Source organism: Streptomyces sp. NPDC012508, from assembly GCF_042902595.1.
Classification (GTDB): Bacteria; Actinomycetota; Actinomycetes; order Streptomycetales; family Streptomycetaceae; genus Streptomyces.
This window is the reverse complement of sequence record NZ_JBIBEO010000004.1, coordinates 655,040-681,436: the sequence shown is the minus strand read 5'-3', so window position 1 is coordinate 681,436 and position 26,397 is coordinate 655,040. Positions and strand designations below refer to the sequence as shown.

Sequence of the window (26,397 nt, the reverse complement as noted above, 5' to 3'; positions counted from 1 at the left end):
AGCTGGTCACGGGGATGGAGGCGGTCGGTATGTCGCACGGCGAGGTGCTCGACTTCGAGGAGTACGTACGGACGCGGCAGGACGCGCTGCTGCGCAGTGCCCGTCGGCTCGTCCCCGACCCCGTCGACGCCCAGGACCTGCTCCAGACCGCCCTGGTCCGCACCTTCGGCCGCTGGGACGGCATCGCCGACAAGTCCCTCGCCGACGCGTACCTCCGCCGCGTGATGATCAACACGCGCACCGAGTGGTGGCGTGCCCGCAAGCTCGACGAGGTGCCCACCGAGCAGCTGCCCGACGCGTCCGTCGACGACGCCACCGAGCAGCACGCGGACCGCGCGCTCCTCATGGACATCCTCAAGGTCCTCGCCCCGAAGCAGCGGAGCGTCGTCGTCCTGCGGCACTGGGAACAGATGAGCACCGAGGAGACGGCGGCCGCGCTCGGCATGTCGACCGGTACGGTGAAGTCCACGCTCCACCGCGCACTGGCCCGACTGCGGCAGGAACTGGAGAGCCGCGGCGTCGACGACGCCCGCGCTCTGGAGCGGTCGACCGTACGACGTGACGAACGGGGGCAGGACCGGTGCGCGGCCTAGGCGCCAGATACGACGGCGACGACTTGCCCGGCGGCCCGCGCCGCCGGACCTTCAAGGCGGTGAGCATCACGGCGGTGGCCGTGCTCGCCGCCGTCGGCCTGTTCGTGACCGCTTGCTCCACCGGCGGCACGGGCTCCCGGGACGAAGGCGCGGCCCGCGCCGACGAGGTGGGTTCGGCGGCCCCCGCTCCGTCTCCCTCCGGCTCCGCCTCCGCCGGGCAGATGCCCGCCGAGCGGGTCGACCCGATCGCGCTGATCAAGTCCGACCCGAAGATCGGGGAGCGCCTGAAGGCGGATCTCAAGCCCTGCGTCGCGGACGCCTACCCGGTGGACACCTCCTACGGGAACCTGACCGGCGGTGCCTCGCCCGATGTCGTCGTCAACGTGATGACCTGCGGTGATGCCGTCGGCATCGGCACGTATGTGTACCGCGAGGAGGGCGACGGCTACAAGAACGTCTTCATGGCCGAGGACGCGGCGGTGTACGCCACCATCGACCGGGGCGATCTGGTCGTGACGAAGCAGGTGTACGCCAAGGGCGACCCGGTGGCGTATCCGTCGGGCGAGGACGTGATCACGTACCGCTGGGCGGGGAGCAAGTTCTCCCAGCACGACTGGGTGCACAACGACTACAGCCGTGCGGTCGGCGACGGCGGCCTCGACGGCCCCACGACGGCCGAGCCGAGCGGCAGCTGAACGGAAGAGGGAAGGGCGCCCGATGGCCGAGACCCATGTGCTGTTCGTCGAGGACGACGACGTCATCCGCGAGGCCACCCAGCTCGCACTGGAGCGGGACGGCTTCGCGGTGACCGCCATGCCCGACGGACTGTCGGGCCTCGAGGCGTTCCGTGCGGACCGGCCCGACATCGCACTGCTCGACGTGATGCTGCCGGGCATGGACGGGGTGAGTCTGTGCCGCCGGATCCGTGACGAGTCGACCGTGCCCGTGATCATGCTGTCCGCGCGCGCCGACTCCATCGACGTCGTCCTGGGCCTGGAGGCCGGGGCCGACGACTACGTGACCAAGCCCTTCGACGGTTCCGTGCTCGTGGCCCGGATCCGGGCCGTGCTGCGCCGCTTCGGCCACGCCGGCGGCCCGGCGCCCGGCGACCCCGGGGCGGACGGGACGCCCGAGGGCGGCCTGCTGGTCTTCGGCGACCTGGAGGTCGACACCGAGGGCATGGAGGTCCGCAAGGGCGGCGCACCGGTGGGGCTGACCCCGACCGAGATGCGGCTGCTGCTGGAGTTCTCCTCCGCGCCAGGCACGGTCCTGTCGCGGGACAAGCTCCTGGAGCGGGTCTGGGACTACGGCTGGGGTGGCGACACCCGGGTCGTCGACGTCCATGTCCAGCGACTGCGCACGAAGATCGGCCAGGACCGGATCGAGACGGTCCGCGGCTTCGGCTACAAGCTCAAGGGATGACCACGCCTGATGCCTGAGAAGCAGGTGCGCAGGTGAAGCCACCCGCCCTCCGTACCGGCGTCCGCTGGAAGATCGCCGTCGCCATCGCCGGCGTGGGCGCCCTCATCGCGGTCACGCTCAGCCTGGTCGTGCACAACGCGGCGCGGGTCTCGATGCTCGACAACGCGCGCGAGGTCCAGATGGAGCGGCTCCTCTTCGCGCAGCGGATGTACGAGAGCTCCAAGCCGAAGCAGCCCCGGTTCGGCACCAAGCTCAACGACCCGATGCTGCCTCCCCAGCTCGACCAGCTGATGCGGGACAAGCGGCGTGGTACGTACGTGCAGGAGCACCGCCACGGCGGACCGCCGGACGTCTGGGCGGCCGTGCCGCTGGCCAACGGTGACGTGCTGTCGCTGCACATCCCGTTCGCCGACGGCAGCGCGACGATCATGAAGGATCTCGACCGGGCGCTGATCATCGGCTCCGTCTCGGTGGTCGTGGGCGGCTGCGCGCTCGGTGTGCTCATCGGAGGCCAGCTCTCGCGCCGGCTGCGGAAGGCCGCCGCGGCGGCCGGCCGGGTCGCGCAGGGCAATACGGAGGTGCGGGTACGGGACGCCATCGGCGGAGTCGTACGCGACGAGACCGACGATCTCGCCCGCGCGGTGGACGCCCTGACCGACGCCCTCCAGGAGCGCATCGAGGCCGAGCGCCGGGTCACCGCCGACATCGCGCACGAGCTGCGCACCCCGGTGACCGGGCTGCTCACGGCGGCGGAGCTGCTGCCTCCCGGGCGCCCCACCGAGCTCGTACGTGACCGGGCGCAGGCCATGCGCACGCTGGTCGAGGACGTCCTCGAGGTCGCGCGCCTCGACAGCGCCTCGGAGCGTGCCGAGCTCCAGGAGATCGCGCTCGGGGAGTTCGTGGAGCGGCGGGTGCGGGCGCTCGACCCCGAGGCCGTCGTGCACGTGGTCCACGAGTCCTGGGTGAGCACCGACCCGCGGCGCCTGGAGCGGATCCTCGGGAACCTGCTGGCGAACGCGGCCAAGCACGGCAGGCCGCGGGTCGAGGTGACGGTCGAGGGCCGGGTGGTCCGCGTACGGGACCACGGCCCGGGCTTTCCCGAGGCGCTGCTCCGCGAGGGCCCGAGCCGCTTCCGCACCGGGGCGAGCGACCGGGCGGGGCAGGGGCACGGGCTCGGGCTGACGATCGCGGCGGGGCAGGCCCGGGTCCTCGGGGCCCGGCTGACGTTCCGTAACGCCGCTCCCGAGGGCACACCGCAGGGGGCGGGCGGCGCGATCGCGGTCCTCTGGCTGCCGGACCACGCGCCGACGAACACGGGCAGCTTCCCGATCATCTCGTTCGCGGACTGAGGACTGAGGACCGAGATACGGGTCGCACGAGGAGCAGTACGTGAGAGGGCCCCGGCACACCTGGTGTGCCGGGGCCCTGTCTCGTACGGGAGGGGTCAGACGGTTTCCGCGACCTTCGGCGCCTCGTCCGTGCCCTGCGGCGTCTTCTCCGGTCCGGCGCCGCGCAGCGCGACCTCCTTGACCAGGAAGGCGAGGGCGAAGCCGAGGACCGCGACCGCCGCGCCGACCAGGAAGGCGGAGTGGGTGCCGGCTGCCACCGCGTGCTGGTACGCCTCGCGCAGCGCTTCCGGCAGCTTCGCCAGCGAGGCCGCGTCGAGCTGGGCGGACTGCTGGGTCAGCTCCGAGCCGCCGCGCTCCGCCATCTCGTCCTGGACGCGGCTCGTGAAGAGCGCGCCCATGATCGCGACACCGAAGGAGGAGCCGAGGGTACGGAAGAGGGTCGTCGAGCTGGAGGCGACGCCCATGTCCTTCATCTCGACGCTGTTCTGCGCGACGAGCATCGTGATCTGCATCAGGAAGCCCATGCCGGCGCCGAGGAGAGCCATCCAGACCCCGGAGACCAGTCGCGAGGTGCCGGTGTCCATCGTGGAGAGCAGGAAGAGGCCGACCATCATCAGCGCGCCGCCGACGATGGGGAAGATCTTGTACTTGCCGGTGCTGGTGGTGAAGCGGCCGACGAGCAGCGAGACGGCCATCATCGCCAGCAGCATCGGCAGGAGCAGCAGTCCGGAGTTGGTGGCCGAGGCGCCCTGGACGGACTGCTGGAAGATCGGCAGGTAGAGGACCGCACCGAACATCACGAAGCCGGTGATGAAGCCGATCAGCGACATGACCGTGAAGTTGCGGCTGCGGAAGATGTGCAGCGGCATGATCGGGTCGCTCGCTCGCGTCTCCACGTACAGGAAGGCGGCGAGCGCGGCGGCGCCGCCGACCGCGAGGCCGACGATGGTGGCCGAGCCCCAGGCGTACTCCGTGCCGCCCCAGGTGGTGACGAGGACGATCGCGGTGATGCCGACGGTCAGGAGTCCGGCACCGAGGAGGTCGATCCGGGTGCCGGTGGCGCGCTTCTTCTTCGGCAGGTGCAGGACGGTGGTGACCATGGCGAGGGCGACGGCGCCGAGCGGCAGGTTGATGTAGAAGGACCAGCGCCAGCCCCAGTGGTCGGTGATGGTGCCGCCGACGAGCGGGCCGCCGATCATGGCGAGGGCCATCACGCCGGCCATCATGCCCTGGTACTTGCCACGCTCGCGGGGCGGGATGAGGTCGCCGATGATGGCCATGACACCGACCATCAGGCCGCCGGCACCGAGGCCCTGGATCGCGCGGAAGCCGATGAGCTGGCCCATGTCCTGGGCCATGCCGCTCAGCGCCGAGCCGATCAGGAAGATCACGATCGAGGTGAGGAAGACGCCCTTGCGGCCGAACATGTCGCCGAGCTTGCCCCAGATCGGGGTGGAGGCGGCGGTGGCCAGGGTGTAGGCGGTGACGACCCAGGAGAGGTGCTCCAGGCCGCCGAGCTCGCCGACGATCGTGGGCATGGCCGTGCCGATGATCATGTTGTCCAGCATCGCGAGCAGCATCGCGATCATGAGGGCGAGGAGCACGACGCGGACGCTGCGCGGCGGCGGCTCCGTCACCTCGTTCGGTGTGGTGGTGGTCGACTGCGCAGCCATGTCATTCCCTTACTTGCCGCCCGGCTAGTTACTACACTGGGGACGGTAGACGTGTAACTTGCCGGTCGTCAAGTAAGTTTTGTGGAAAGTGGAGAGCAGCCATGGCCCGAGGCAACACCCGCCAGCGCATCCAGGACGTGGCCCTCGAGCTCTTCGCCGCACAGGGCTACGAGAAGACCTCGCTGCGCGAGATCGCCGAGCACCTCGACGTCACCAAGGCCGCGCTGTACTACCACTTCAAGACCAAGGAAGACATCATCATCGGCATCTTCCAGGACCTCACCCGGCCCATGGACGAGCTGATCGCATGGGCGGGGGAGCAGCCGCGGACGCTGGAGGTCAAGGAGGAGATCCTGCGCCGCTACCAGGAGTCCCTGATCGGCGCGGCCCCGCTGTTCCGCTTCATGCAGGAGAACCAGGCGGCCGTCCGCGAGCTGAGCATCGGCCTGACCTTCAAGGAGCGGCTGCTCGAACTGAGCGGCCTGATCCAGGAGCCGGACTTCGCCGTCATCGACCGCGTGCGCTGCGTGAGCGCGATCTTCGCCCTGCACTCGGGGATGTTCTTCATGGACAACGTCGAGGGCGACCCCGAGGAGAAGCGTGAAGCCGTCCTCGAGGTCGCCCTCGATCTGATCACCCAGGCGCACAGCGCGCGGTGAGGCGTTCTTCAGGTCAGATGGTGACGCCCACCGAGCGCAGGAACGCGGCCGGGTTGAGGGCGGAACCGTAGTTCGGGGTCGTACGGATCTCGAAGTGCAGGTGCGGGCCGGAAGAGTTGCCGGTGTTGCCCGACAGGGCGATCTTCTGACCGGCGCCGACCTTCTGGCCGAGGTGCACGTTGATCTTCGACAGGTGCGCGTACTGCGAGTACTTGCCGTTGGCGTGCTTGACGACGATGGCGTTGCCGTACGCGGGGCCGTCGCCGCCGCCGTTCGGGCCGGCCTTCACGACGGTGCCGGCGCCGGCGGCCTTGACCGGGGTGCCGACCGGGACGGCGAAGTCCTGGCCGGAGTGCTTGTGGGCCCACATGGCGCCGCCCTGGTTGAAGCTGGCGGTCAGGGTGTAGCCACCGACCGGCTTGACCCAGGAGGGGGCCTTCTTGGCGGCGACCGGAGCGGCCTTCACGGCCTTGGCGACGGTCGCCTTCTTGGCGGCGGCCTGCTTGGCCACAGCGGCCTTGACGGCGGCCTGGGCCTGGGCATCGGCCTGCGCGGCGACGGCAGCGGACGCACCGGTCGCGGCAGTCGCGATGGTGGCGGCCTTGCCCTCGGCGGCGAAGGCGGACCCTGCTCCGGCCACCAGCGACACTCCCAGACCCGCGGTGGCGAGAGCGACGGCGGTGATACGGGCGGCGGGGTTCATAACGCGCTTCGACATACGGGGGAAAACCTCCGGACAGAACGGGACCCGACGCGTTCGCTGCGCCGGGCGGGCTGTTGCTCATCCTTGGTAACCCGGGCACCCATCCGGCGTAAAACACCCCATCTACGACATTGCGTCGTAGCGATCTCCTCGGAAGTTCAGGTCTTGACGGCCTCGGACACCCCTCCTTGAAGTCGGACAAAGCGGCACAAGAGATTCTGTTTATCCGCACGTCGGACCCATCCCCATAGGCCCGACAGGCCGCCTCCCATGCGGTTCGCCCCCTCTTGGGACCAAAGTCCCGACACCGGCGTCCTGAACGTCCCGAATCGCCACCAAACACCAGCACTAATCCCGTTAGTACCCCCCAAAACGCCTGTGCGCCTTGTCACGGCGCACGCGCTCCCAATGCGACCTGGGTCACGCAACCAAGGCCTTTTCGATCACGTCCCGCACTACGCTGACGACGTCGCGAACCACCGGGGGGACACCAATGGATCCGTCACTCGTGGGCACCCGCCTCGCCGCGTCGGCGATGGGCCCGCTCCTGAAGAAACTCCTGGTCAGCGACGGCCCAGGAGCAGGCCTGCCGGGCGCGGCCCGCGGCATCCGGCTCTCCGGGCGCGTCTCCTTCCGCGGCGAGAAGCGCACGCTCACGGAGAAGGACGTCCACAAGCTCGCCGCCACCCTCGTCGAACGCGCCATGGCGGGCCCCGGCGAGCCACCGTTCCCCTGCGACGAGACCGAGGCGCTCTCCGCCACGCTGGCCGCGACGCTCCTCGCCCTCGGCGACCTCGACATGGACGACGTCCAGGCCGTCCACCTCGGCGCCCCGGCCCTCGCCCGCGCCCTGCGCGCGGCGGCCCCGCCCCCGGACGGCCTGTCGACGGACTCCGTCCTCTTCCTCGACTCGCTCACGGAGTGGGCCTGCGTCCACATCCTGGAGTTCTTCACCCAGCGGACCACCTTCGTGCCCAGGACCCTCGTGGAGCAGACCCGCGGCCAGGCGGAGCTGACGGCCAAGGTCGACGAGGTCATCCGCCGTACGCCACGGGTGGACGCGCGGGACGCGGAGTTCGAGCGGCGGTACCTGGCGTACGTGGCACGGAAGCACGGCAGCCTCACCATCTACGGGGTGGACCTGGAGGGCGCGCCGGAGAAGTGGCCGCTGGACGTGGCGTATCTGTCGCTGGAGGCGACGGGGACGGGGCTGAGCCCGTCGTCGGCGACGGGGACGGGGCTGAGCCCGTCGTCGGCGACGGAGGACGGGATCAGGGAGTGGACCCGCCTCCTGGGAGACGGCGTCGCCGATGCGGAGCGCCGCGTGCGCCAGGCAGCCCTGGCGGAGGCGGACACGCTCGGGTTCCCGGACACGGGCGACGACGGCCACGTGGCGTTCACGATCACACCCGAGCAGCGCGAGGCCGTCTTCGCGGCGGCCGAACGTGCGCTCCGGCACATGCGCCTCGGCGGCCGCGCCGATCTCGCCCTCGCCCGGCACGACAAGGTGCTCCTGCGCGGCCTCGCCGGCTCCGGCAAGACGACCCTCGTCCAGTGGCTGGCGGTCTCGGCCACGCGCGAGGACCTCGCCGACGACATGGCGTACCTCCGCGACCGGATCCCCTTCGTCCTCCCCCTCCGTACGCTCACCCGCCACGGCGAACGGCTCCCCGCCCCCGACCGCTTCCTCTCCGCCGTCGGCTGCCCGCTCACCCCGCCCGACGGCTGGGCCGACCGGGTCCTGGCCGCCGGACGCGGCCTCGTCCTCGTCGACGGCATCGACGAGATCCCGGAGGCCGAGCGCGAACGCGGCCGCCGCTGGCTCCGCGACCTCCTCGACTCCTACGACGGCAACCGCTGGCTGGTGACCTCGCGCCCCACCGCCGTACGGGACGACTGGCTCGCCTCCGACGGCTTCACCGAGCTCACCCTCTCCCCCATGTCCACCGCCGAGGTCGGCACCTTCGTCCGCCGCTGGCACCAGGCGGCCGGGCCGGAGGCCGCACCGTACGAGCAGCCCCTCCTCGACTCGCTGCGCACGACCTCCGACGTCGCCCAGCTCGCCACCAACCCCCTGATGTGCGGACTGATCTGCGCCCTGCACCGCAGCCGCCGGGGTTTTCTGCCGCGCGGCCGGAAGGCGCTGTACGACGCGGCGCTGTCGATGCTGCTCTCCCGGCGGGACCGGGAGCGGGACATGGGTACGCCGTACGGCATCGAGCTGGGCGAGGCCCCCCAGATCCAGCTGATCCAGCGGATCGCGTACTGGCTCACGCTCAACGGCCGCACGACGATGGACCGTTCGCACGCGGAGTCGGTCGTACGGGAGGCGGTGCCCGCGATCACGGAGGCGGCCGGTCACGACCCCGGCACGGTCTTCACCCACCTGCTCCACCGCAGCGGCCTCCTGCGCGAACCGACAGCGGACACGGTCGACTTCGTGCACCGCACCTTCCAGGACTACCTCGCGGCGAAGGCCCTGGTGGACCGCTGGGACATCGGCGTCCTGATCCAGCACGCGGCGGACGACCAGTGGGAGGACGTCATCCGCATGGCCGTCGGCCACGCGCGCCCCCGCGAATGCGCCGAGATGTTCCAGGAACTGCTGAAAGCGGTCGACGCGGCGCCGGACCGCCGCACGCAACTCCGCGTGCTGGTGGTGGCGGCGACGGCGCTGGACCACGCGACGGAGGTGGCGCCGGAGATCCGGGAACGGATCCTGGCGCGGACGGCGGAGGTGATTCCGCCGCGCGACATGCACGAGGCCCGTATCCTCGGCTCAGCCGGGCGTGGCGTGGTCGACCTGCTGCCCGACCCGGACGGACTGGGTGACACTGATGCACTGATGGCCGTGGTGACGGCCACCCACGTCGAGTCGGAGGCCGCTCTCCCCTATCTCGCTCGGTTCACCGGTCACCCGGAGATCGCGATTCGTTCGCAACTCGTCTGGGGATGGCGACGGTTCGACAGTCGCGCCTACGCCGAAGACGTCATCGCCCACCTCGACCCCACCGGCTTGTTCTTCACCGTCAACTCCGACGAGCAGGCGGGCGAACTCGTACGTCTGGGCCTGCGCCCGCCCGGGCTCGACCTTCGGATCGGTCTCTCGGAGATCGGCCTGGCCGCGCTGGCCCCCGCCCTCGCCGAGGTGGAGGCCCTCGATGTCGCCCGGTACGGCCACTGGCGGGCCGCATCCGTGCTCCGAGGAGACGGCCTTCGCCGTCTCTCCGCTGCGGGCGCCCCCGAGGAGGGTTTTGGTGCGCTCGCCCACCTTCCCGGCTTGTCCGCACTCGACCTGTGGCAGGCCTCATCGCTGTCGTCGGACGACTGGGAGGGCATCGCGACGCTCGGGTCGCTCCGCCACCTCCACGTCACCTCCCCCGCGCTCCGCCACGTTCCCGTCGGCCTCCGGCTGCCTCATGTCGAGCGACTGACGCTGGAGATCTACCCCGGCGCGGACTCTCCGATCGAGTGGGTGACCCGAGCCTTCCCCGGGCTACGCCGGCTGATCCTCAGCCGGGGGCCGAGCGAGCAGGGTCTGGACCTCGCCGCCTTGGGCCGACTGGAGCACCTCGAATACATCGACGTCTCCGGGACCCACGCCGTCGGCACCGAACACCTCTCCCCCGCCGTCGAAGTCCGGTCATGAGCTGACCGCCCCCGCCCTCCCCCGGTACGTTCACGATCATGACCGACATCGAGCTCGCCGACGCCGTCGAATCCGTACGCGACCAACTCGTGGAGGCCGCCGCCCGCGCCGCCGGGAAGGCTGTCGCCTTCGAAGTGGGCGACATCGAGATGGAGTTCACGATCGAGCTGCGCAAGGAGGTGAAGGGCGGGACCAAGGTCAAGGCCTGGGTCGTCGAGGCCGGTGCCGACGCCTCCCGCACCCGGGGCGACACCCACCGCGTCTCCTTCACCCTCAAGCCCCGCAACGCCGCGACGAACGGCCCCTGGCTCGTCGGCAACGAGGACGCCGGCGACACCTCCGACTTCGGTGGCGGGCCGGCGCGTTGACCACCCCCGTACAGAACCCTCCGCACCCCTCCGTACGGCTTCCCGTCGTCGTCCGGTCCGAGCAGCACGGCCGGCAGGGCAGCGGGGTCCTGCTCACCTCCGACACCGTCCTCACCTGCGCACATGTCCTACGGAACGCCTACACGGCCTGGGTGTCCGTGCCCGGCCGGAGCGAGTCGGTCCTCTGTCAGGTGCTCTGGTCGGACGAGCGCCTCGACGCGGCGCTCCTCCACGGCCCGGAGAGCCTGGACGGCCTCGGTGGCTACCGCGCCGCGATCGGCCGGGTCGCCACCGACCGGCCCCTGCCGGGCTGCGAGATCCTCGGCTATCCGCGTGTGCAGCGGTACGGGGAGGGCCGGAAGCTGGAGAGCGACCAGTACCGGGGCACCCTGCTCCCCCTCGCCGGGCTCGTCCGCCGCACGATGGTCCTCGAACTCGACGCGCCGCCGGCCGACGAGTCCACCGACGGCGGTTCGCCGCTCGCCGGGCTCTCCGGCGGACCCGTCGTGGCGGGCGACGGGCTGCTCGGCATCGTCAGGGAGGTCCCGCGGGGCCGCGGGCACCGGCGGGTCGAGTGTGTGCCCCTGAGCGCCGTCGCCGCCGACGCCGACTTCCTCGTCGCCTTCACCCAGGCCACGGGACGGGGCTTCCCCTCGCTCACCGCCCTCACCCGGCACAGCACGGCCGACTCCCCGTACGAGCAGGAGTACGGGGAGGCCATCGGCGCCTCCTACCGCCGTACGCGGATCTTCGGGCTCGACGAACTCGGCAGGCGGGCCGCCTCCTGGGACCTGGACGCCGCCTACCTCTCCCTGGAGGCCTCGCCCAAGGAGTCCGGGTCCACGCCCGTCCCGCACCGCATCGACGAACTCCTCGCCTCCCGCCCGCGCGTCCTCCTCCGCGGGGACGCCGGTGCCGGAAAGACGACCCTCGTCTGGTGGCTCGCCGCCCATGCCGCCGCCGGCACCCTTGGTCCCCAACTCGCCGCGCTGAACGGCCTCGTCCCCTTCGTCGTCCCGCTCCGGACCCTGCGTGCCCGCGGCTCCGGGTTCCCCTCCCCCGCCGAACTCCCCGGCGTCGCGGGCCTGATGGTCGACACTCCGCCCGACGGCTGGGCAGGCCGGGTCCTGGCCGCGGGCCGGGCGCTGCTCCTCGTCGACGGTCTCGACGAGGTCCCCGAGAAGGACCGCGAGGCCGCCCACGCCTGGCTCTCCGGGCTCCTCGCCCGCTTCCCCCGTACCCGCTGCGTGGCGACCGTGCGTCCCCTCGCCGTGGAGCCGGACTGGCTGGCAGCCGAGGGCTTCGAGGAGCTGACCCTGCTGCCCCTGCGGGACCAGGACGTCCAGGCCTTCGTCACCGCCTGGCACGACGCGGCGAGACTCGACGGCGACGCCGACCACCTGACCGCGCTGGCACAGGACCTCGCCCAGCAGTTCCGCCACAACCCGGCCCTCTCCGACCTCGCCCGGACCCCGCTGCTGTGCGCGGTGATCTGCGCGCTCCACCGGTTACGGGAGGGCTTCCTGCCCGACACCCGCTGGGCGCTGTACGACTCCGCCCTCCAGATGCTGCTGGGCACCCGCGACGACCGGCGCCGGATCGACGCCCCCGACGGCATCCGGATGTCGGTGGAGGAGAGCAGGCAGCTCCTCCAGCGTCTGGCGGCCTGGCTCGTCCGGGGCGGCCAGACGGAGTTCACGCGGGACCAGGCGCTGCACCAGCTGAACCGGGCGCTGCCGGGGATGCCGCAGGTCGCGACGCAGGGGTCGGCGGAGGAGGTCCTGACCCACCTCCTGAACCGCAGCGGCCTCCTTCAGGAGCGCTCGGAGGACGTGTTCCAGTTCGCGCACCGTACGTTCCAGGACTTCCTCGCGGCGAAGGAGTTCGTCGAGGACGACCTCATACCGGAGCTCCTGCGCCACGCGCGGGAGCAGCAGTGGCACGACGTGCTCCTGCTCGCCGCCGGCCACTGCTCACGCCGTGAGCTCCCCGTCCTGGTGGAAGGCCTCCTCGCCGCCGGCTCGGCGAGCCGGGACCGGGATCTGAAGACGACCCTGTACGTCCTCGCCGCCCTGTGCGCCCAGCACGCGGCCTGGTTGCCGGAGACGTTGGGCCGGAGGGTCGCCAAGGCCGTGAAGTCGGTCGTCGTCCCCCGCACCACCACGCAGCGGCAGCAGCTGGCCCGGCTGAGGGGGTACGTGCTGCCCCTGCTGCCGGGCCCGAGCGAGGAGACCGAGCAGGACACCCGGGTGATCGCCCTGATCACCGAGATCGGCGGCGCCGAAGCCGTCCCCTACGCCCGCGCTTTCGTCGGCTCGCGCCGGGCCTTCGAGCTGGGCCTCGGCTGGCACGCCTTCCCGGCCGCCTCCTACGCCCACGAGGTACTGGCGCACCTCACGGGCGACTATCCCGTGCTCGTCTCACGCCCGGAGGAGCTCCGGTATCTGTCGCTGACCCGCCCGACGTCCCTGGGGTTCGTCGGCGATTTCACGATGGCGGAGCTGGCCGACGCCGTGACGCTCGTACGGCCCCGCTCCTTGCGCATCGTCGACAACGAGCTGGTCACCGACCTCCGCTGGCTTCCCGATGCCGGCGCCGGGCTCCGCCAGGTGCAGCTGGACGCCTGCCGGCCGGACGGGCTCGAACCGCTCGCCGCGCTCGCGGAGGTCGAGGCGATCGAGGTGCGGTGCGTTCCGGTCGCCCAGGCCGATCTGAAAGCCCTCGCCCGGCTGCCCCGGCTGAAGGAGCTGCGGCTCACCTCGGTGGACACCAAGGGCCTGAATCTCGCCGCCCTGCGCAAGCGCCCCGGCCTGGAACTCCGTATCGAACCCTGAGCGGCGGGCGGTCCGGGCGGGCGGTCCAGGGCGGCGGGCGGTCCAGGGGGCCCGGTCACGGAAAAGGGGCGGCCCCGGACTCTTCCGAGTCCGGGGCCGCCCCTGTCAGGCAAGCGAACGCTTACGCGTCCTTCGAGAGGTTCGGGCCCGCTCCGCCCGTCGCCTGCTCGATCGGCGGGACGTCCGGCAGAGCCGACTTCTCCTCGCCGCGGAAGGTGAACTTCTTCTCCTCACCCTCGCCCTCGGTGTCCACGACCACGATGTGGCCGGGGCGCAGCTCGCCGAAGAGGATCTTCTCGGAGAGCGAGTCCTCGACCTCGCGCTGGATCGTCCGGCGCAGCGGCCGGGCGCCCATGACCGGGTCGTAACCCTTCTTGGCGAGGAGCTCCTTCGCGGACTGGGAGAGCTCGATGCCCATGTCCCGGTCCTTCAGGCGCTCGTCCACCCGGCTGATCATCAGGTCGACGATCTGCAGGATGTCGGCCTCGGTGAGCTGCGGGAAGACGATGATGTCGTCCACACGGTTCAGGAACTCCGGGCGGAAGTGCTGCTTCAGCTCGTCGCTGACCTTGGCCTTCATCCGCTCGTAGTTGGACTTCGTGTCGCCCTGGGCCGCGAAGCCCAGGTTGAAGCCCTTCGAGATGTCCCGGGTCCCGAGGTTGGTCGTCATGATGATGACCGTGTTCTTGAAGTCCACGACCCGGCCCTGGGAGTCGGTCAGACGACCGTCCTCCAGGATCTGGAGAAGGGAATTGAAGATATCGGGGTGGGCCTTCTCGACCTCGTCGAAGAGGACGACGGAGAACGGCTTGCGGCGCACCTTCTCGGTGAGCTGGCCGCCCTCTTCGTAGCCCACGTATCCGGGGGGAGAACCGAAGAGACGGGAAACCGTGTGCTTCTCGCTGAACTCCGACATGTCGAGGGAGATCATCGCGTCCTCGTCGCCGAAGAGGAATTCGGCGAGCGCCTTGGACAGCTCGGTCTTACCGACACCGGACGGACCGGCGAAGATGAACGAGCCACCGGGACGCTTCGGGTCCTTCAGACCGGCTCGCGTACGACGGATCGCCCGCGAGAGCCCGATGACCGCGTCCTTCTGACCGATGACGCGCTTGTGGAGTTCGTCCTCCATGCGCAGCAGGCGGCTCGACTCCTCCTCGGTCAGCTTGAAGACCGGGATGCCGGTGGCGGTCGCGAGGACCTCGGCGATCAGCTCGCCGTCGACCTCGGCGACGACGTCCATGTCGCCGGCCTTCCACTCCTTCTCCCGCTTGGCCTTCGCCGCCAGCAGCTGCTTCTCCTTGTCACGGAGAGACGCCGCCTTCTCGAAGTCCTGGGAGTCGATCGCGGACTCCTTGTCCCGGCGGACGCCGGCGATCTTCTCGTCGAACTCGCGGAGGTCCGGCGGCGCGGTCATCCGGCGGATGCGCATCCGGGATCCGGCCTCGTCGATCAGGTCGATCGCCTTGTCCGGCAGGAAGCGGTCCGAGATGTACCGGTCGGCCAGGGTCGCGGCCTGGACGAGGGCCTCGTCCGTGATGGAGACCCGGTGGTGGGCCTCGTACCGGTCGCGCAGACCCTTGAGGATCTCGATCGTGTGCGGCAGCGACGGCTCCGCGACCTGGATGGGCTGGAAGCGGCGCTCGAGGGCCGCGTCCTTCTCCAGGTACTTGCGGTACTCGTCCAGCGTGGTCGCACCGATGGTCTGGAGCTCACCGCGGGCCAGCATCGGCTTGAGGATGCTGGCGGCGTCGATCGCGCCCTCGGCGGCACCCGCACCCACCAGGGTGTGGAGCTCGTCGATGAACAGGATGATGTCGCCGCGGGTGCGGATCTCCTTGAGGACCTTCTTCAGGCGCTCCTCGAAGTCACCGCGGTAGCGGGAGCCGGCGACCAGCGCGCCGAGGTCCAGGGTGTAGAGGTGCTTGTCCTTGAGGGTCTCGGGCACCTCGCCCTTGACGATGGCCTGCGCCAGGCCCTCGACGACGGCGGTCTTGCCGACGCCGGGCTCGCCGATGAGAACCGGGTTGTTCTTCGTACGGCGGGACAGCACCTGCATGACCCGCTCGATCTCCTTCTCGCGCCCGATGACCGGGTCGAGCTTGGATTCGCGGGCCGCCTGGGTGAGGTTGCGGCCGAACTGGTCGAGGACCAGGGACGTCGAGGGGGTGCCCTCGGCAGGACCGCCGGCCGTGGCGGCTTCCTTGCCCTGGTAGCCGGAGAGCAGCTGGATGACCTGCTGCCGCACCCGGTTGAGATCGGCGCCCAGCTTCACGAGGACCTGGGCGGCGACGCCCTCGCCCTCGCGGATCAGGCCGAGCAGGATGTGCTCCGTGCCGATGTAGTTGTGGCCGAGCTGGAGGGCCTCGCGGAGCGACAGCTCCAGGACCTTCTTGGCACGCGGGGTAAAGGGGATGTGGCCGGACGGGGCCTGCTGCCCCTGGCCGATGATCTCCTCAACCTGCTGGCGGACCGCCTCGAGCGAAATCCCGAGGCTCTCCAGGGCCTTAGCGGCGACACCCTCACCCTCGTGGATAAGGCCCAGGAGGATGTGCTCGGTGCCGATGTAGTTGTGGTTGAGCATCCGGGCTTCTTCCTGAGCCAGGACGACAACCCGCCGCGCGCGGTCGGTGAACCTCTCGAACATCGTTAATCGCTCCTCAGAGCGGTCAGTCAGTTAGGGGTCGATCCCCTCCCTGTCCTTCCGCAGCTTAGTCCCGCAAGCGGGGACCGCTCATTCCAACTGCCGACATCCGTCCGGATCACCCCCTTGTCCGTGGGGAGACCTGCTGCCGAACAGCCGACAAATGCTCCAACTCGATGGTGCGAGACGATGTTCCCGCAGGCCAAGCAGTTACCCGTGCCTTCAGTACGCCGATGGCGAACGTGAGACGCGAAAGCCCGCGAGTCGCCCCTCCTCACTAGGAATGTCTTACCCGTCCGCACTGACACTCCATGCGGCACACCCCGGTTCCCTCCGCTACGGGCGAACATCCTTGCGCTGCCGAATGCACCCGTACGCCCCCATCGCGGACACAGTGCGCAGTGGATCGAGGACGCAGGGTCGACGGTGGCGTAACCAAGAGAGCCCCGAGGGCGTTCCCCGGACATGTCCTTCACCGCACCGCGCGTGCCGCCGCCCCGCTCGCCGGTCGACGGCCGGGCGCGGTGGTACGAGGAGGGGCTCGGCTGGGCGACGGTGGCCGGCCCGCCGGTGGGCCTGGTGACGGGTCTGCGCTTCGACGTCCTGGAGCTGCCCGCCGCGGCCGGCCGCGCGCTGCTGCGCAGGACGGGCACGGGTGCCACCGGACCGGTGGCCCTCATGGGGCGGACGATGCGGCTACTGGTGGCCGCGGGGAGCGCGGAGGAGCTGCCGGGGCTGCTCGAATGGCTGGAGTGGGGCGGGATCTCGCTGGATCTCGTCGCCCTGGGCGCCGGCAGCCGGATGACCGCCCCTGTTCCCCCAGGATGGAGCGGTTCCGGCGCGCCCGGCGCCGCGGTGTGGCTGCGCGCCCCCGAACCCGGCCGTGACGTGGAGCCCTCGCTGCCGGCCCTCTGGACCGCGACGCGGGGTGGTGCGGCCGCCCCCTGTCTCGTACGGCTCGTGGCCGCGGCCGCGGCGGAGTGCCATCGGATGCGGCTGCTGAGTGCGCGGTCCCGTGAAGGCCTGCCCGGGCGCCCCGAGGGGCGGCCCGTGGAGCGTTCCGCGAGGCCGGTCGCTCAGCAGCTGACTCCTCAGCGGTTCGCGTCCTCGTAGGCCGCCTTGATCTCCGCCGGAACGCGGCCGCGGTCGTTCACGTTGTAGCCGTTCTCCTTGGCCCACGCGCGGATCTTCGCGGTGTCCGGGCTGCCACCGGTGGCGACCCGGCCCTTGCCACGCGTACCGGCGCTGCGGCCACCGGTGCGCCGACCGCTCTTGGTGTACGGCTCGAGCAGGCCACGGAGCTTGTCCGCGTTGGCGGTGGTGAGGTCGATCTCGTAGGTCTTGCCGTCCAGCGCGAACGTCACGGTCTCGTCCGCCTCGACGCCGTCGAGGTCGTCGACAAGAAGGACCTGAACCTTCTGTGCCACCGGATTTCCTTTCATCGAAAATGCAGTACGCGGAAAGGAAACCGCTTTTCCCGGAAAAACACAAACCCCTGGGAGAGGTTCAGAAGCCCGGCAGTGCGGGAAACGTGCGCGATTCGGACATAGGGTTCCGTGTGCTCGTCACGATCACAGATGCAGAAGCATCCGGCTGTTGCCCAAGGTGTTCGGCTTCACTCGTTCGAGACCCAGGAACTCGGCGACACCCTCGTCATAGGAACGCAGGAGCTCGCTGTACACATCTCCGTCGACCGGAGTCTCGCCGATCTCGACGAAGCCGTGCTTCGCGAAGAAGTCGACTTCGAAGGTCAGGCAGAATACCCGGCGCACGCCGAGCCAACGGGCGGTGTGCAGCAACTTGTCGAGCACGTGATGTCCGACGCCGGCGCCCTTGAACTCGGGATCGACGGCGAGAGTACGGACTTCGGCGAGGTCTTCCCACATCACATGGAGTGCCCCGCAGCCGACGACGACGCCGTCCTCGTCGCGTTCGGCGACCCAGAACTCCTGGATGTCCTCGTAAAGCGTCACGTCGGCTTTGTCGAGCAGGATGCCCCGGCGGGCGTACGGGTCGACAAGGCGGCGTACCGCGGCGACATCACTGGTGCGGGCGCGGCGAACGGTGACGGCTTTCGGAGTGGCGGAGGACGACGGCATGGGGGGACGTTATCGCCCGTTGCCCTCGGGCCCGGACGCACCCTCCACGGCGCCCGGACGCGTCTCCTCCGATCCGCTCCCGTCGGCCGCCTCACCCGTGCTCCCGCGGGCCGTCTCGGCCTGCGGAGCGGGGGTCTCGGGCACGTTGTGGCCGACGATTCGGATGGCGTCGGTGAGGGCCTCTCGCTGCTCGCTCGACATCATGCCGAAGAAGGCGACAAGGGCGGACGCCGGGTTGTCGCTCTGGGCCCACGCTTCGTTCATGAGTGCGGCCGAGTAGGCGGCGCGGGTGGAGACCGCGGTATATCGATAGGCGCGGCCGTCGACTTCCCTGCGCACCCAGCCCTTCTGATGGAGATTGTCCATTACCGTCATGACGGTGGTGTAGGCGATGGACCGTTCCTGCTGGAGATCCTCCAGGACTTCCCGGACGGTCACCGGGCGGTTCCATTGCCAGACGCGTGTCATGACGGCGTCTTCGAGCTCTCCCAATTGGCGGGGCACACCGCCACCATAGTCGGCGAAGCGGGAATGTCCCCGCTATTGGCGGAGGAAACGCAACAAAAAGGACGTACGACCTGAAAGCTGTCGTACGTCCTTCGGTGCGGGTGGGGCTACGAGGCGCTGCCGTCCGCCTGGCGGGTGGCTTCGGCCCGGGCGAGGGCGGCGTCCACGGCGGCGTCTTCCTTGGCCTTGTTCGGGCCGCCCTGGCTCTTCACGATCGTGACGACGAGCGCGGTGAAGAACACGGCCATCACGATGGGGGGCAGGAGCGCGGATACGTAGTCCATAGCGACCAGGGTAGCTATCCGGCGGCGCGTTCCTCGGGCGGGGGCGGAGGTACGGGGCGCCGGCGTGGCGGGAAGACCTCGGACGGCTTGGGCGCCGGCCGCTTCGTCGGGGCGGGCGGCTGCTTCGGGGTGGCCGGCTTGGGCTCGTCGGCGGCGGCGCGGCCGCCGGGGAGGGCCAGCAGCCGGACGCGGGGCGCGGGGGCCACGGCCTGGGAGACGCGGGCGAGGCGGGCGCGTACGGAACGTTCCGCGAGGACCTGGCAGCGCTCCAGGAGGCCGGCGGCCCGGGGGTGGGCCCGCAGGGCGCGCAGGGCGGCGAGGTCGTCGGCCCCCGGGTCGTACCCGGCGCCGAGGGCGTCCTGGAGGAGATCCAGATAGCCGGGGAGCGAGCCGGGCAGGGCCTCGCGGTACCGGGTCAGGTCGGCGAGGAGGAAGGCGCGCAGCCGGCCGGCCTCGCGGACGGCGTCGTCCACGGACGCGGCGAGCCGCAGGCAGTCCTGGATGTCCTCGTCCTGAAGGGGGGCGGGGTTGAGGGCGGTGGCAAGGGCGCGTCGGAGCACACGCAGCTCGTCCGCGCTGAACGCCATGCCGCCGCGAGATCCGTATGGCGTGGGCATGAGGTGACAATACGCGCTAATCGGACAAATTTCGTTTACCGATCAGCTCGGTGTGGCGGCGCCCGGCCCGCTCCGGCGCCGCCCACGCGAGACCCGTCGCGCTACATGCGCGAGACGTTGCGTTCGTACACCAGGCGCAGGCCGATCAGCGTCAGCCACGGCTCGTGCTCGTCGATCTGGGTGGACTCGCCGAGCACCATCGGGGCCAGGCCGCCGGTGGCGATCACCGTCACGGCCGACGGGTCGCCGTCGCGGCCGACCAGCTCGCGCTTCATCCGGGCCACCACACCGTCGACCTGACCGGCGAAGCCGAAGACGATGCCCGACTGCATCGCCTCGACCGTGTTCTTGCCGATCACGCTGCGCGGGCGGGCGAGCTCGATCTTGCGGAGCTGGGCGCCCCGGACGCCCAGCGCCTCGACCGAGATCTCGATGCCGGGCGCGATCGCCCCGCCCGCGTACTCACCGCGCGCGGTGATCGCGTCGTACGTCGTCGCCGTGCCGAAGTCGACCACGATCGCCGGCCCGCCGTAGAGCTCGACCGCCGCGACCGCGTTGATGATGCGGTCCGCGCCGACCTCCTTCGGGTTGTCCGTGAGGATCGGGACGCCCGTCTTGACGCCCGGCTCGACGAGAACGGCCGGGACGTCGCCGTAGTACCGCCGGGTCACCTCGCGCAGCTCGTGCAGCACCGAGGGGACCGTCGCACAGATCGCGATGCCCTCGATGCCGTCGCTCAGCTCGACGCCCAGCAGCGGGTGCATGCCCATGAGGCCCTGGAGCAGGACCGCCATCTCGTCGGCGGTGCGACGCGGGTCGGTCGAGATACGCCAGTGCTCGACGATCTCGTCCCCGTCGAAGAGACCGAGGACCGTGTGCGTGTTGCCGACGTCGATGGTGAGCAGCATCAGGCCCGCACCTCGCGCAGGTCGAGGCCGATGTCGAGGATCGGGGAGGAGTGCGTGAGCCCCCCGACCGCGAGGTAGTCCACGCCCGTCGCCGCGTAGGCCGCCGCGTTCTCCAGCGTGAGGCGGCCGGAGGACTCCAGGACCGCGCGGCCGGCGACCAGCGCGACGGCCTCCTCGGTCTCCAGGGGGGTGAAGTTGTCCAGCAGGATCAGGTCGGCGCCCGCGTCCAGGACCTCACGGACCTGGTGCAGCGTGTCGACCTCGACCTCGATCGGCACGTCCGGGAACAGCTCCCGCACGGCCTTGAAGGCCTGCGCCACGCCGCCGGCCGCGACCACGTGGTTGTCCTTCACCAGCGCCGCGTCCGACAGCGACATGCGGTGGTTGACGCCACCGCCGCAGCGCACCGCGTACTTCTCCAGGGCGCGAAGCCCCGGCGTGGTCTTGCGGGTGTCCCGGACGCGGGCCCTGGTGCCCTCCAGGACGTCCGCCCACGCACGCGTGGCGGTGGCGATGCCGGAGAGACGGCACAGGATGTTCAGCGCGCTGCGCTCGCCGGTGAGCAGGTCACGGGTGCGGGTGGTGACGCTCAGGAGCTTCTGGCCCGCCTCGACGCGCTCGCCGTCCTCGACGTGCCGCTCGACCTCGAAGGTCTCGGTACAGACGATGGAGAGCACCGCCTCGGCGACCCGCAGACCGGCCACCACACCCGCCTCGCGGGCGGTGAAGTCGGCGGTGGCGACCGCGTCCTCGGGGACGGTCGCGACGGTCGTCACGTCCACGCCGCCGTCGAGGTCCTCCTCGATCGCCAGGTGGGCGATGTCCTCGACCTGGACCGGGTCGAGCCCGGCGTCGGCGAGCAGCTGCGCGAGCGCGGGGTCGAGCCCGCACTCGTAGACCTCGTCGCCGTCGGCGCAGCCGCAGCCGTCACCGCAGCCGCCCGCCTCCTCGGACGGGGCGCTGATCTGGATCAGGGGAACGTCCACGGGCTGCGGACGTGCTTCTTCGGGCGTGCTCACGACTGCGGCTCCCTGGTTGCGTCGGCGGTTACGGGCGGAAAGTCTGCGGTGGCGGTACGGCGGACCACGAGCCGCCGGTCCGGGGTGAGGCGCACGATCAGATGGCGCCGCCAGTCCTCGTCGCGCTCGGGGTGGTCCTCACGCCAGTGGCAGCCACGGGTCTCCCGGCGCTCCAGGGCGGCGGCGACCAGCACCCGGGCGACGCACAGGAGGTTCGTCGTCTCCCAGGACTCGACGCCCGGCTCGGCCGTCTTGCCCAGGTGGTCCTCCGCCGCCGAGAGGCTGAGCGCCTCCAGCGCGTCGGCGGCGTCCCCGAGGCTCTCGGCGGACCGCAGCACCCCGGCGTCCGCGCTCATGATCCGCTGGATTCCGACCCGGGTCTCGGGCGCGAGCAGCGGCAGCACGGAGGGGGTCGCGGGCGCGACGGGCAGGCCCTCGCGGTGCGGGCCGCGGGTGGCGATGTCCTCGGCGATCCGCTCGGCGAAGACCAGGCCCTCCAGCAGCGAGTTCGACGCCAGTCGGTTGGCTCCGTGCACACCCGTGCACGCGACCTCACCGCACGCGTAGAGGCCCGGGACGGTGGTCCGGCCCGTCAGGTCGGTGCGGACGCCGCCGGAGGCGTAGTGGGCCGCTGGGGCCACCGGGATCGGCTCGGTGACCGGATCGATGCCGTGGGCCCGGCAGGCGGCGAGGATCGTGGGGAACCTGGTCTCCCACATCTCCGCGCCGAAGTGCCGGGCGTCCAGGTACATGTGCTCCGCGCCCCGCTCCTGCATCCGGCGCATGATCGCCTTGGCGACGATGTCGCGGGGGGCGAGCTCGGCCAGCTCGTGCTGGCCGACCATGAACCGGACCCCGTCGGCGTCGACGAGATGGGCGCCCTCGCCCCGCACCGCCTCGGAGACCAGCGGCTGCTGGCCCTCGGAGTCGGAGCCGAGGAAGAGCACCGTCGGGTGGAACTGGACGAACTCGAGGTCGGAGACCTCGGCCCCGGCGCGCAGGGCGAGCGCGACGCCGTCGCCGGTGGAGACGGCCGGGTTGGTGGTGGCCGAGAAGACCTGGCCCATGCCCCCGGTGGCGAGGACCACGGCGGGGGCGTGGACGGCGCCGACGCCGTCGTGCTGGCCCTCGCCCATGACGTGCAGGGTCACACCCGCCGTACGCCCCTCGGCGTCCTTGAGGAGGTCCAGGACGAGGGCGTGCTCGATGGTGCGCAGCCCGCCGTCCCGTATCGCCTCCACGAGGGCGCGGGAAATCTCCAGGCCGGTGGCGTCGCCGCCGGCGTGGGCGATCCGGCGGCGGTGGTGGCCGCCCTCGCGGGTCAGGGCGATCTTGCCGTCGGCGGTCTTGTCGAAGTCGGCGCCGGTGGCGATCAGCCGACGGACCGCGTCGGGGCCCTCGGTGACCAGGAGCCGGACGGCCTCCGTGTCGCAGAGCCCGGCGCCGGCGACGAGGGTGTCGTCGAGGTGCTGCTCGGGGGTGTCGCCCTCGCCCAGCGCGGCGGCGATGCCGCCCTGCGCCCAGCGGGTGGAGCCGTCGTCCAGGCGGGCCTTGGTGACGACGACCGTACGCAGTCCGGCGGCGGTGCAGCGCAGGGCCGCCGTCAGGCCCGCGACACCGGAGCCGACCACGACGACATCGGCGTCGATGGACCAGCCCGGCGCGGGCGCGTGCAGCCGTATTCCGGTCACTTGGTGGCTCCGAAGGTCAGCGGGATGTTGTCGATCAGTCGCGTGCTGCCCACGCGTGCGGCGACGGCGAGGATCGCGTCGCCGTCGTGGCCGTCGCCGACCTCGGTGAAGTCGGCCGGGTCGACCAGGGCGAGGTAGTCGAGGACGAGCGGCGGCTCGGCCTTCGCCGCCTCGTCGAGGACGGTACGGGCCGCGGCCCGTACGGCGTCGGCGCCGCCGCACTCGGACGCCTGGGCGACCGCGTGGGCGTCGGCCGCGGCGCGGGCCTCGCCGAGCCGGGAGAGCGCCTCCGCGCGGGTCTCCGCACGGCCCTGGGAAGCGGGCAGGGAGGCGGCCCGCGCGCGGAGCGCGTACTGGGCGGCCAGCCGGTCGCCCGCGGCGAACAGGGCCCGGGAGAGGGCGAGGGCGGTGCGGCGCTCGCCGTCGGAGAGATAGCGGTTGCGGCTGGACAGCGCGAGACCGTCTGCCTCGCGGACCGTCGGGACGCCGACGATCTCCGCGGGGAAGTTCAGATCGCGGGCCATCCGGCGGATCAGGGCCAGCTGCTGGGCGTCCTTCTGGCCGAAGAAGGCCAGGTCGGGGCGGGTGAGATGGAGCAGCTTGGCGACGACCGTGAGCATGCCGTCGAAGTGGCCGGGCCGCGAGGCGCCTTCGAGGCGCTCGCCCATGGGGCCGGCGCTGATCCGGACCTGGGGCTCCCCGCCGGGGTAGACCTCGTCGACGGAGGGCGCGAAGACGGCGTCGGCTCCGGCCCCCTCGGCCGTCTTCAGGTCGGCCTCCAGCGTGCGGGGGTAGCGGTCGAGGTCCTCGCCCGCGCCGAACTGGAGCGGGTTGACGAAGACGGTGACGACGACGAAGCCGTCGGGTCCGACGTACTCGCGGGCGGTACGGACGAGGGTGGCGTGGCCCTCGTGGAGCGCGCCCATGGTCATGACGACGGCGGTACGACGGTTTCCGGCCACGCCGGGGGCGGCGGACGCCGGGGCGCCGGACGCGGGGGAGGCAGCCGCGGGTGCGGGCGACACAGGCGCGTGGGCGGCGGCGAGCGCCTGGAGTTCGGCCGCCGTGCGGACCAGGGCGAAGGTCGTCGATGTCATCGGTTGGTCTCCCCGTCGGCGAGCACGCCCAGCAGATCCTCGGCCAGCTCGGGCTTGAGCAGGCCGTGCGCGAGCGCCCGGTCGGCGGTCGTGCGGGCCATCGCCAGATAACCGGCGACGGTGCCGGGCGCGTGCTTGCGCAGCTCGGCGACGTGCGCGGCGACCGTGCCCGCGTCCCCGCGCGCCACGGGGCCGGTGAGGGCCCCGTCGCCGGAACGCAGGGCGTTGTCCAGAGCGGCGCCCAGGAGCGGTCCGAGCATCCGGTCGGGGGCGGCGACCCCGGCCGTACGGAGCAGGTCCATGGACTGCGCGACCAGGGTGACCAGGTGGTTCGCGCCCAGGGCGAGGGCCGCGTGGTAGAGCGGGCGGGCCTCCTCGGCGATCCACTCGGGCTCGCCGCCCATCTCGATGACCAGGGCCTCGGCGGCCAGTCGCAGCTCGTCGGGCGCGGTCACGCCGAAGGAGCAGCCGGCCAGGCGCTGGACGTCGACGGAGCTGCCGGTGAACGTCATGGCGGGGTGCAGGGCGAGCGGCAGCGCACCGGCGCGGCGGGCGGGGTCCAGGACCTTCACGCCGTACCGCCCGGAGGTGTGCACGAGCAGCTGCCCCGGCCGCACGGCCCCGGTCTCGGCGAGGCCCTCGACCAGGCCGGGCAGGGCGTCGTCGGGAACGGTCAGCAGCACCAGCTCGGCGCGGGCGAGCACCTCCGCCGGCGGCACGATCGGTACGTCCGGGAGCAGCGTCCCGGCCCGCCGCACGGAGGCGTCGGAGACCGCGGAGACGGCGACGGGGCGGTGTCCCGCGAGCTGGAGGGCGGCGGCGAGGGCGGGTCCCACCCGGCCGGCTCCGACGACTCCGACGGCAAGTCGCGCGGGACGGTCTTCCGCTCGGGGTTCTGCTGGTTGGTTCACGCGGCAACGGCCTTCCGTTCCAGTCCGCGGGGGGTACCGGACGATTTCTGGTCATGCTACGCCAGCGTTTCGCGCTCCTCCGTGACTGTCCACAGGGTGTGGGTGGGGTGTGATGATCGGCCCATGGACGAAACGGAAGCACGGCTGCGCCGGACGAAGGTGTGGGGCGGTGCGCGGCGTGCGCTGTGGCACTCGCCGGTCGAGGGCACGGTCGGGGAGCGTCTGCGGGAGCTGGCCGACTGGGCGGGGGCGGCGGAGGGCGACGGCGGCCCCCTCGACATGTACGGGGACGGGCCGGTCGAGCTGGTCGAGCAGCGGGTCGCCGAGGAACTCGGCTTCCCGGCCGCCGTGTTCTTCCCGACCGGGACGATGGCCCAGCAGGTGGCGCTCCGCTGCTGGGCGGGCCGGACCGGAAACCCTGTCGTCGCCCTGCACCCGCTCGCCCACCCCGAGGTCCACGAGGGCGGCGCGCTCGCGGCGGTGAGCGGGCTGCGCACGGTCCATCCGTCGGACGGCCCGAGGCTTCCGACGGCCGAGGAGGTACGGGAGCACCCGGAGCCGTTCGGGACGCTGATGCTGGAGCTGCCGCTGCGGGACGCCGGGTTCGTGCTGCCGGCCTGGGAGGACCTGGTGGCGGTCGTGGAGGCGGCCCGGGAGCGGGACGCAGTGGTGCACGTCGACGGCGCGCGGCTGTGGGAGTGCGCCCCGCACTTCGGGCGCGGGCTGCGGGAGATCGCGGGGCTCGCGGACAGCGTGTACGTGTCGTTCTACAAGTCCCTGGGCGGTCTCTCGGGTGCCGCGCTGGCCGGCCCGGAGGACGTGATGGAGGAGGCCCGGGTGTGGCGGCACCGGTACGGCGGCCAGGTCTTCCAGCAGTACCCGGCGGCGGTCTCGGCGCTGCGGGGCCTGGAGCGGGAGCTGCCGAAGCTGCCGTCGTACGTGACGCACGCGCGCGTGGTGGCGGCAGGACTCCGGGCGGGGTTCGAGGAGGCGGGCGTGCCGTGGTTCCGGGTGCACCCCGACCCGCCCCACACCCACCAGTTCCAGGTCTGGCTGCCGTACGACCCCGAGGTCCTCACGGCCGCTTCCCTGGCCCTCACCGAGGCGACGGACACGGTCCTCTTCCGCCGCTGGAGCGCCCCGGGCCCCGGCGGCCCGCCAGGCGTGGCCGTGACCGAGGTGACCGTGACGGAACCGGGTCTGCGGTGGACGGAGAAGGATGTCCGCGAGGCGGTACGGGAGTTCCTGTCGCACGTGGCGTGATCCCCCGCAGGGGCTCCACCCGCGCCGAGCCGCCGCCGCTTTCCGGGCACCGGCGGGCTCCGTGATCGCGCCGATTGACGGGCGCCGTCAAACGGCGCGACACCGCC

23 protein-coding genes are annotated in these 26,397 nt (G+C 71.6%); 10 read left to right on the top strand and 13 right to left on the bottom strand.

What is annotated here, in order from left to right; all coding sequences use genetic code 11:
* Nucleotides 1-29: 29 nt before the first annotated feature.
* From ACFY8U_RS17470 to cseC, 4 genes are read left to right on the top strand one after another with little or no spacing between them, the layout of a single operon-like run.
* Nucleotides 30-593 carry a SigE family RNA polymerase sigma factor gene (locus ACFY8U_RS17470; RefSeq protein ID WP_361604401.1) on the top strand — a complete coding sequence of 188 codons (564 nt, stop codon included), beginning with the start codon at nucleotides 30-32 and terminating at the stop codon, nucleotides 591-593.
* Complete coding sequence (locus ACFY8U_RS17465) at nucleotides 581-1,288, top strand: hypothetical protein (protein WP_389570858.1); 708 nt, start codon at nucleotides 581-583, stop codon at nucleotides 1,286-1,288. Before ACFY8U_RS17470 ends, ACFY8U_RS17465 begins: the two co-directional genes overlap by 13 nt.
* A 22-nt stretch (nucleotides 1,289-1,310) precedes the next feature.
* Nucleotides 1,311-2,015, top strand: a complete 705-nt coding sequence (cseB, locus tag ACFY8U_RS17460; protein ID WP_361676840.1) for a two-component system response regulator CseB — start codon at nucleotides 1,311-1,313, stop codon at nucleotides 2,013-2,015.
* A gap of 32 nt (nucleotides 2,016-2,047) precedes the next feature.
* Nucleotides 2,048-3,364, top strand: a complete 1,317-nt coding sequence (gene cseC / locus ACFY8U_RS17455) for a two-component system sensor histidine kinase CseC (RefSeq protein ID WP_389570855.1) — start codon at nucleotides 2,048-2,050, stop codon at nucleotides 3,362-3,364.
* A gap of 95 nt (nucleotides 3,365-3,459) precedes the next feature.
* Here cseC and ACFY8U_RS17450 read toward each other — a convergent pair whose 3' ends face one another.
* Complete coding sequence (locus ACFY8U_RS17450) at nucleotides 3,460-5,037, bottom strand: MDR family MFS transporter (RefSeq protein ID WP_389570852.1); 1,578 nt, start codon at nucleotides 5,035-5,037, stop codon at nucleotides 3,460-3,462.
* 101 nt (nucleotides 5,038-5,138) lie between these two features.
* Between ACFY8U_RS17450 and ACFY8U_RS17445 the strand changes: the two genes are divergently transcribed.
* On the top strand, nucleotides 5,139-5,696 hold the full coding sequence (locus ACFY8U_RS17445) for a TetR/AcrR family transcriptional regulator (protein ID WP_389570849.1): 558 nt from the start codon (nucleotides 5,139-5,141) through the stop codon (nucleotides 5,694-5,696).
* A 13-nt stretch (nucleotides 5,697-5,709) separates the two neighbouring features.
* Here the strand turns inward: ACFY8U_RS17445 and ACFY8U_RS17440 are convergent, their stop codons facing one another.
* On the bottom strand, nucleotides 5,710-6,414 hold the full coding sequence (locus ACFY8U_RS17440; protein ID WP_389570847.1) for a M23 family metallopeptidase: 705 nt from the start codon (nucleotides 6,412-6,414) through the stop codon (nucleotides 5,710-5,712).
* A gap of 478 nt (nucleotides 6,415-6,892) precedes the next feature.
* On the opposite strand from ACFY8U_RS17440, the gene ACFY8U_RS17435 reads away from it, so the two are divergent.
* The 3 genes from ACFY8U_RS17435 to ACFY8U_RS17425 are packed head-to-tail and all read left to right on the top strand — an operon-like array spanning nucleotide 6,893 to nucleotide 13,250.
* A complete protein-coding gene (locus ACFY8U_RS17435; RefSeq protein ID WP_389570844.1) occupies nucleotides 6,893-10,048 on the top strand; it encodes an NACHT domain-containing protein in 3,156 nt (1,051 codons plus the stop codon).
* A gap of 38 nt (nucleotides 10,049-10,086) precedes the next feature.
* The gene (locus ACFY8U_RS17430; protein ID WP_361604377.1) at nucleotides 10,087-10,416 is read left to right on the top strand and encodes a trypco2 family protein; all 330 of its coding nucleotides are present in this window, start codon (nucleotides 10,087-10,089) and stop codon (nucleotides 10,414-10,416) included.
* Nucleotides 10,413-13,250, top strand: a complete 2,838-nt coding sequence (locus tag ACFY8U_RS17425) for an NACHT domain-containing protein (RefSeq protein WP_389570841.1) — start codon at nucleotides 10,413-10,415, stop codon at nucleotides 13,248-13,250. The genes ACFY8U_RS17430 and ACFY8U_RS17425 overlap by 4 nt, the downstream gene beginning before the upstream one ends.
* A gap of 121 nt (nucleotides 13,251-13,371) precedes the next feature.
* Here ACFY8U_RS17425 and ACFY8U_RS17420 read toward each other — a convergent pair whose 3' ends face one another.
* Nucleotides 13,372-15,897, bottom strand: a complete 2,526-nt coding sequence (locus ACFY8U_RS17420; protein ID WP_361442350.1) for an ATP-dependent Clp protease ATP-binding subunit — start codon at nucleotides 15,895-15,897, stop codon at nucleotides 13,372-13,374.
* 462 nt (nucleotides 15,898-16,359) lie between these two features.
* Here ACFY8U_RS17420 and ACFY8U_RS17415 point away from each other — a divergent pair, with 462 nt between their 5' ends.
* The gene (locus tag ACFY8U_RS17415; RefSeq protein WP_389570838.1) at nucleotides 16,360-17,007 is read left to right on the top strand and encodes an SCO3374 family protein; all 648 of its coding nucleotides are present in this window, start codon (nucleotides 16,360-16,362) and stop codon (nucleotides 17,005-17,007) included.
* Here ACFY8U_RS17415 and ACFY8U_RS17410 read toward each other — a convergent pair.
* From ACFY8U_RS17410 to ACFY8U_RS17365, 10 genes are all read right to left on the bottom strand, one after another.
* The gene (locus ACFY8U_RS17410; protein ID WP_215072751.1) at nucleotides 16,986-17,321 is read right to left on the bottom strand and encodes an Lsr2 family protein; all 336 of its coding nucleotides are present in this window, start codon (nucleotides 17,319-17,321) and stop codon (nucleotides 16,986-16,988) included. The two genes, ACFY8U_RS17415 and ACFY8U_RS17410, sit on opposite strands and share 22 nt — an antisense overlap.
* Before the next feature lie 144 nt (nucleotides 17,322-17,465).
* Entirely contained in the window at nucleotides 17,466-17,993 is a 528-nt protein-coding gene (locus ACFY8U_RS17405; RefSeq protein WP_361442341.1) for an amino-acid N-acetyltransferase, read from the bottom strand.
* 9 nt (nucleotides 17,994-18,002) lie between these two features.
* Nucleotides 18,003-18,497: a BlaI/MecI/CopY family transcriptional regulator gene (locus ACFY8U_RS17400; protein WP_361604368.1), complete on the bottom strand. Its 495-nt coding sequence runs from the start codon at nucleotides 18,495-18,497 to the stop codon at nucleotides 18,003-18,005.
* A 110-nt stretch (nucleotides 18,498-18,607) separates the two neighbouring features.
* Entirely contained in the window at nucleotides 18,608-18,784 is a 177-nt protein-coding gene (locus ACFY8U_RS17395) for a hypothetical protein (protein WP_361442335.1), read from the bottom strand.
* 14 nt (nucleotides 18,785-18,798) lie between these two features.
* On the bottom strand, nucleotides 18,799-19,371 hold the full coding sequence (locus ACFY8U_RS17390) for a hypothetical protein (RefSeq protein ID WP_389570958.1): 573 nt from the start codon (nucleotides 19,369-19,371) through the stop codon (nucleotides 18,799-18,801).
* Nucleotides 19,372-19,502: 131 nt separating this feature from the next.
* On the bottom strand, nucleotides 19,503-20,309 hold the full coding sequence (locus ACFY8U_RS17385; protein ID WP_361676876.1) for a type III pantothenate kinase: 807 nt from the start codon (nucleotides 20,307-20,309) through the stop codon (nucleotides 19,503-19,505).
* Entirely contained in the window at nucleotides 20,309-21,328 is a 1,020-nt protein-coding gene (gene nadC / locus ACFY8U_RS17380; protein ID WP_389570833.1) for a carboxylating nicotinate-nucleotide diphosphorylase, read from the bottom strand. Before nadC ends, ACFY8U_RS17385 begins: the two co-directional genes overlap by 1 nt.
* Nucleotides 21,325-23,019, bottom strand: coding sequence for an L-aspartate oxidase (locus tag ACFY8U_RS17375; RefSeq protein WP_389570830.1), 1,695 nt, complete (start codon nucleotides 23,017-23,019; stop codon nucleotides 21,325-21,327). The genes nadC and ACFY8U_RS17375 overlap by 4 nt, the downstream gene beginning before the upstream one ends.
* Entirely contained in the window at nucleotides 23,016-24,116 is a 1,101-nt protein-coding gene (panC, locus tag ACFY8U_RS17370) for a pantoate--beta-alanine ligase (RefSeq protein WP_361604357.1), read from the bottom strand. Before panC ends, ACFY8U_RS17375 begins: the two co-directional genes overlap by 4 nt.
* Nucleotides 24,113-25,027: a DUF2520 domain-containing protein gene (locus ACFY8U_RS17365; RefSeq protein WP_361604354.1), complete on the bottom strand. Its 915-nt coding sequence runs from the start codon at nucleotides 25,025-25,027 to the stop codon at nucleotides 24,113-24,115. The genes panC and ACFY8U_RS17365 overlap by 4 nt, the downstream gene beginning before the upstream one ends.
* Before the next feature lie 123 nt (nucleotides 25,028-25,150).
* Between ACFY8U_RS17365 and ACFY8U_RS17360 the strand changes: the two genes are divergently transcribed.
* Nucleotides 25,151-26,290: a threonine aldolase family protein gene (locus ACFY8U_RS17360; protein ID WP_389570826.1), complete on the top strand. Its 1,140-nt coding sequence runs from the start codon at nucleotides 25,151-25,153 to the stop codon at nucleotides 26,288-26,290.
* The last annotated feature ends 107 nt before the right edge of the window (nucleotides 26,291-26,397 follow it).

Excerpts from the sequence above, each read along its gene's own strand:
- ACFY8U_RS17470 (WP_361604401.1), top strand. The coding sequence starts at position 30 with ATGTCGCACGGCGAGGTGCTCGACTTCGAGGAGTACGTACGGACGCGG.
- cseB (WP_361676840.1), top strand. The coding sequence starts at position 1,311 with ATGGCCGAGACCCATGTGCTGTTCGTCGAGGACGACGACGTCATCCGC.
- ACFY8U_RS17450 (WP_389570852.1), bottom strand. The coding sequence starts at position 5,037 with ATGGCTGCGCAGTCGACCACCACCACACCGAACGAGGTGACGGAGCCG.
- ACFY8U_RS17445 (WP_389570849.1), top strand. The coding sequence starts at position 5,139 with ATGGCCCGAGGCAACACCCGCCAGCGCATCCAGGACGTGGCCCTCGAG.
- ACFY8U_RS17440 (WP_389570847.1), bottom strand. The coding sequence starts at position 6,414 with ATGTCGAAGCGCGTTATGAACCCCGCCGCCCGTATCACCGCCGTCGCT.
- ACFY8U_RS17435 (WP_389570844.1), top strand. The coding sequence starts at position 6,893 with ATGGATCCGTCACTCGTGGGCACCCGCCTCGCCGCGTCGGCGATGGGC.
- ACFY8U_RS17430 (WP_361604377.1), top strand. The coding sequence starts at position 10,087 with ATGACCGACATCGAGCTCGCCGACGCCGTCGAATCCGTACGCGACCAA.
- ACFY8U_RS17420 (WP_361442350.1), bottom strand. The coding sequence starts at position 15,897 with ATGTTCGAGAGGTTCACCGACCGCGCGCGGCGGGTTGTCGTCCTGGCT.
- ACFY8U_RS17415 (WP_389570838.1), top strand. The coding sequence starts at position 16,360 with ATGTCCTTCACCGCACCGCGCGTGCCGCCGCCCCGCTCGCCGGTCGAC.
- ACFY8U_RS17405 (WP_361442341.1), bottom strand. The coding sequence starts at position 17,993 with ATGCCGTCGTCCTCCGCCACTCCGAAAGCCGTCACCGTTCGCCGCGCC.
- ACFY8U_RS17395 (WP_361442335.1), bottom strand. The coding sequence starts at position 18,784 with ATGGACTACGTATCCGCGCTCCTGCCCCCCATCGTGATGGCCGTGTTC.
- ACFY8U_RS17390 (WP_389570958.1), bottom strand. The coding sequence starts at position 19,371 with ATGGCGTTCAGCGCGGACGAGCTGCGTGTGCTCCGACGCGCCCTTGCC.
- ACFY8U_RS17385 (WP_361676876.1), bottom strand. The coding sequence starts at position 20,309 with ATGCTGCTCACCATCGACGTCGGCAACACGCACACGGTCCTCGGTCTC.
- panC (WP_361604357.1), bottom strand. The coding sequence starts at position 24,116 with ATGACATCGACGACCTTCGCCCTGGTCCGCACGGCGGCCGAACTCCAG.
- ACFY8U_RS17360 (WP_389570826.1), top strand. The coding sequence starts at position 25,151 with ATGGACGAAACGGAAGCACGGCTGCGCCGGACGAAGGTGTGGGGCGGT.